Below are 4,797 nucleotides of genomic sequence, written 5' to 3'. Positions count from 1 at the left end.
TTGATCCGGGACCGGTGGCTGTCTTTAGCTGGGAGCGTGCTGCGCGCAGAAAGGTGGGCTGTTCACGGCCAGCGGTCCCGGATCAAGTCCGGGATGACGAAAAGGGTGCAAACGCGATGACCGATCACAAGACGACATCCCCCCGCCTGGTGCTGGCGATGTTGCTGCTGGTCTATGTATTCAACTTCGTCGACCGGCAGATTCTCTCGATCCTCGCCGCGCCGATCCAGGCGGACCTCAAACTCGACGACGCGCAGATGGGGATGCTGGGCGGGCTCGCCTTCGCGATCCTCTATTCCACGCTCGGTGTGCCGCTGGCCTGGGTGGCCGACCGCACGAGCCGATCCTGGGTCATCACCGGCTCGCTGGTGGTATGGAGCGTGTTCACTTCCGCCTGCGCGCTGGCGACGGGGTTCTGGCACATCTTCCTCGCCCGCCTCGGCGTCGGCGTGGGCGAGGCGGGCGGCGTGGCCCCGAGCTATGCGGTGATCGGCGACCATTTCCCCAGCGAGCGCCGCGCTTTCGCGCTCTCGGTCTATTCGCTGGGTATTCCGCTCGGCTCGGCGGCGGGGGTGATGGCGGGCGGCTACGTGGCGCAGGCGGTGGACTGGCGCACGGCGTTCCTCATCGTCGGCCTGTGCGGCATCCTGATCGCGCCGCTGTTCAAGCTGGTGGTGAAGGACAAGCCGCGCCCTGTCTCCGCGCCGACCGTGCGTTTCGCAGAGGTCTTCGCCACGCTGGCGCGCAAGCGGGCGTTCTGGTTCCTCAGCTTCGGGGCGGCGTCCAGTTCGATGCTCGGCTACGGCGTCGCCTTCTGGCTGCCGAGCCTGCTGCAGCGCAGCTTCCACCTCACCCTCGTCGAGACGTCATGGTTCTTCGGCGCGGTATTGCTGCTGGGCGGCACGGTCGGCGTGCTGACCGGCGGCGCGCTGGCGGACCGGCTGGGGAAGGGCGACCGCGCCTGGTACGGTCGCGTCCCTGCGATCGGCTTCGTGCTGGCGGTGCCGCTCTATGCGGGCGGTATCTGGACGACCAGCGTGCCGGTCGCCTTCGTGCTGTTCCTGATCCCGCAGGTGCTGGCCTACTTCTGGCTCGGCCCGGTGACCGGCGCGATCCAGCACCTCGTCGAGCCGCCTGCCCGCGCGACGGCCTCGGCGCTGTTCCTGCTGATCAACAACCTGATCGGCCTGGGCGGCGGCATCTACGCGCTGGGCGCGCTGTCGAAGGCGCTGGCCCCGGTATGGGGCGCGGAGTCGCTGCGCTATTCGATGCTGTTCGCGCTGGTGCTCTACCTGCTGGCGGCGCTGCTGATGACGCTGGCGGGGCCGGGCCTGCGCAGGGAGTGGGTCACGGAGAAATAGGGCAGCGGCCGTGGTCGCCTCGGCCGCTGCCCGGACAGGTATCAGTAGGGAATTGGTTCCGCCGTGAAGGCGGGCACGGTCTGCCCCAGAACCATGACGGCGGACCGTCCGCTGATCAGGATCGAGCCGAGCAGCGCGCCGACGGTATTGCCGCGCCCTTCCTGGCGATGCTTGCCGGTGAGCCCCATTTCGCGGCCGTTGACGGTCACGCTCTTGAACTCGACCTCGAACTTGCCCGACTTGCCGCCGATGGCGCGGCCGGTCTTCCAGGAAATCATGCCGGTCACCGGCGAACCGCGCGGAATGACGACGGCGCCGTTTTCGACGACGTCGCCGACGGTAGCGAAGCGGAACGTCTGCCCGACTTCGATATGCTTGCTGGAGATTTCCTCGAGCGGCGTGACGTTCACCATGGTGCTGGCCGGCATCAGCTTGCCCTGCATCGGCTGGCCATAGATGTTGACCGGCACCGCGGCTTCGATCGCGGCGACGGTGGAACGCGTCTGCGCGGTGGCCGGAGCCGCCACGAGACAGGCGATGACGCCCAAAGTAATATGCTTCATGAAATTGCCCCCGTTTATTGGCATCCGGCCAATACCCGGATTCCGTTACCCGGAGGTCAACGCGGCGGGAGCAACGCGCGCTTACAGGAATGTAATCCGCCGCCCGAAAGGGACGGTGGTGCCGGCTACAGGATTCGAACCCGTGGCCCCCTGATTACAAATCAGGTGCTCTACCAACTGAGCTAAGCCGGCGCTTGCTTCATCAAGCAAGTCCGGCGCCCTTACCGCGAGCGGGGGGCGCCGGTAAAGCCCATAATCAGAATACCGCGTGCGGCGCGGCCTCCTGCATCATCGTCTGGCGCAGTAGCGGGATGGCCGGGCCGCCGTGGCTGAGGAATTCGTCGTGGAACGCCTTCCAGGCCGAACGCCCGTCGCGCGTCGCGGTCCAGTCGGTGCGCAGCTTGCGGATCATCAGCTTGCCCAGCGTGTAGTTGAGGTAGGCCGGATCATACGTCCCGCGCGCGGCCTGCTGTTCGGCGGTGCCGGCGTCTTGGTAGCACTGCTCCATGAACATCGTCTTGGACTGCTCCTGGGTCATCCCCCGCGCATGCAGGCCGATCGCGGAAAGATAGCGGCAGTTGCGCAGCAGGGCGTTGGAGATCTGGCCCACCTGCACGCCCGGATCGCCGTCGCCGAGGCCTGCCTCCAGCATCATCTCCTCGGCATAGTGCGCCCAGCCTTCGGCGAAGGCGTAGCCGACGAACAGCTTGCCGACGATCGAGGGCGCCGCGTTCGAATGGAGGAACTGCAGGTAGTGGCCCGGCATTACCTCGTGGACGGTGGTGAACAGGAGGTCTGCCTTGCCGGGGATGTAGTCCATCTGCATCTGCTTCGACCACGTCGGGTCGGGCGGCGAGATATAGTAGATCGACGAGCCGCCGTTCTCCAGCGGCCCCGGCGGGTCGATGTAGGCGGAGTTCGCGCGGTTGTAGGGCGGGCTTTCCTCGACCATCGCCATCTTCGTGCCCGGGATCGTCGCGACGTCGTGGCTGCGGACGAATTCGGCGAGCTGCGGAATCTCGCGCCGGGCCTCGGCGACGGGGCCGTCCTTGGGCTTGTCGGCGCGCATCCTGTCGAAGCACTGCTGGATGGTCTTGCCCGGCGTGTATTTCGCGCAGGCCAGTTTCAGCGCCTGCTGGTTGCGCTGGAGGTCGGCCTTGCCAGCCACCTCCAGCGTATCGAGCGTGGCATCGACGCCTTCGGTCGCAAGCACCATGCGCGCAAACCTGTCGGCGCCGAGCGCGAAATCCTGCGTCGGGGTGGCCTTGGCGACCTGATCGGCGACGCCCTTCATGGCGACGGCGGCGGCTTCGGATGCGGTCTTGAATTCGGCCTGCAGCGCCGGGTCGGCGACGTCGGCGAAGGCGGCGCGGGCATCGCCGCGGTAGTAGTCGGCAAAGCCGCCGAAGCCGTCGGTGCCCAGCTTGATGAAGCTGGCGGGCATCGCGGCGGGCAGGTTGGCGCGGATATTGGGGGCCTGCGCTGCCACCGCCTTGAAGAACGCGATCATCGCCTTCATCCGCGTCGGCTTGTCGGCATAGTCGCGGCTGACGTAGACGTTCGGGTCGAGGCCGCCGTTAATGTAGTAGGCGGGGTTGGTGTGCGGCTGGTCGGCGCCCTCCAGCCAGAACAACTGGCCCTTGGCGACTTGCACCAGATAGTCGCGTTCGAAGCGGTCGGCGTCGGAGAGGGCGGTGAACTGGCCCGCCTTGTCGATGACGGAGTGCAGGAAGGCGGCGCGGGCCTTGAGCCCGGCGTCGCTCCAGTCGGGCAGGCGGCCGTCGTACTTGTGTGCGCCTTCGTAGATCGCGAAGGCGGGGTCGGTCTCGAACCAGTCTTCGATGGTGCCATCGACGAAGCTCTTCCACGTCGGCGCGGGAGCGGTTCGCTCCGCCACTTGCGCGGCATCCACGGCGGCGTCGGCGTGGCGATCGTCGGCCATCGTCGTGGCGCAGGCGGAAAGGGTGAGGCAGGCGATGCCCGCCAGCAGGATGGACTTCATTGGGGGGGATGCTCCCTGTGCTTATGGGAGCGGTTGTGCGTCAGCGCGCGCCGAAGGTCCAGCCCTCGGTACGGGCGAGTTCGGGCGTGAGTTCAGCGGGTTGCCATAGAGCCTCACGCGGGGCGGCCACGCGCAGCCAGGCGGCGGTGAGGAGGGCGTCGGCGCTGTGGTCGTCGATCGGGCCGCTGCCGCCGGTCGGCCGTGACCCCAGGGTTTCGAGCGCCGCATCGAGCGCGGCGTGGTCGGTCATCTTGGCGCGGCCTGCGGTGCGCCCCGCCTCGACGGCGGCGAGGGTGGTGTAGATCTCAGTCACCACGGATCCGCTCGCGGGCAGCGGATCGATCGGCCAGACCGGCACGCGGCCCTGCAGGCGGTGAAGCAGGCGCATGCCCGTCAGGCTCGACTTGCCGACTTGCGCCGCCCCGACGAGGTTGAAGTTGGAGTAGGGGCGGCATCCGGCGCGGGCCTGCGCCTCCTCGGTCACGCGCATGCGGCCGCGCTTGTGGAGCGCGCCGGGGAGGTGGAAATGCGCGCCCTCACGCCCGCCGTGGCGGCGGAAGTAGGCCCTGAGATCGATGTGATCGACGAAGCTGGAGGCCGAGAGGTGCGGGTCTTCGGTGCAGATGGCGTCGATCAGCGCCCAGAGCGCACGGGCGCTCGGTGGACTGTCCGCCCAGCCGGGGAAAAAGGCGCCCGCGTCGGCGAAAGGCAGCGATATGCCGAGGTCGAGGCCGACGAGGGTGTCGGGTGGCAGGCGGTTGAGCAACTGGTCGAGCACTTGCGCGCGGGACCAGTGGGCGTGGTTTGCAGGGCGCAGCAGGCGGGGTGGAGCGTCTCCGGTCTCGCACAGGGCGACGGCGATGCCCTTCTG

4 protein-coding genes and 1 tRNA gene are annotated in these 4,797 nt (G+C 67.9%); 1 reads left to right on the top strand and 4 read right to left on the bottom strand.

The features are described from left to right. Positions 1-116: 116 nt before the first annotated feature. A complete protein-coding gene (locus tag ACYPYD_RS19800; protein ID WP_069709021.1) occupies positions 117-1,361 on the top strand; it encodes a spinster family MFS transporter in 1,245 nt (414 codons plus the stop codon). A 41-nt stretch (positions 1,362-1,402) separates the two neighbouring features. Here ACYPYD_RS19800 and ACYPYD_RS19795 read toward each other — a convergent pair whose 3' ends face one another. From ACYPYD_RS19795 to ACYPYD_RS19780, 4 genes are all read right to left on the bottom strand, one after another. Next, positions 1,403-1,924 carry a hypothetical protein gene (locus ACYPYD_RS19795; protein ID WP_051587015.1) on the bottom strand — a complete coding sequence of 174 codons (522 nt, stop codon included), beginning with the start codon at positions 1,922-1,924 and terminating at the stop codon, positions 1,403-1,405. A 116-nt stretch (positions 1,925-2,040) separates the two neighbouring features. Continuing rightward, a tRNA-Thr gene (locus ACYPYD_RS19790) sits at positions 2,041-2,116 on the bottom strand. Positions 2,117-2,180: 64 nt separating this feature from the next. Next, a complete protein-coding gene (locus ACYPYD_RS19785) occupies positions 2,181-3,926 on the bottom strand; it encodes a DUF885 domain-containing protein (RefSeq protein ID WP_459665013.1) in 1,746 nt (581 codons plus the stop codon). 40 nt (positions 3,927-3,966) lie between these two features. Continuing rightward, positions 3,967-4,797: hypothetical protein (locus ACYPYD_RS19780; RefSeq protein ID WP_459665011.1), on the bottom strand; the 831-nt coding region annotated here is incomplete at its 5' end.

The organism is Novosphingobium sp. 11B, from assembly GCF_054589055.1.
Note: the sequence above shows the minus strand (reverse complement) of the source record. Positions and strands in the feature narration are given on the sequence as shown.

What these genes read in the sequence shown, in the direction of transcription:
- ACYPYD_RS19800 (WP_069709021.1), top strand. Translation starts at nt 117, where the DNA reads ATGACCGATCACAAGACGACATCCCCCCGCCTGGTGCTGGCGATGTTG.
- ACYPYD_RS19795 (WP_051587015.1), bottom strand. Translation starts at nt 1,924, where the DNA reads ATGAAGCATATTACTTTGGGCGTCATCGCCTGTCTCGTGGCGGCTCCG.
- ACYPYD_RS19785 (WP_459665013.1), bottom strand. Translation starts at nt 3,926, where the DNA reads ATGAAGTCCATCCTGCTGGCGGGCATCGCCTGCCTCACCCTTTCCGCC.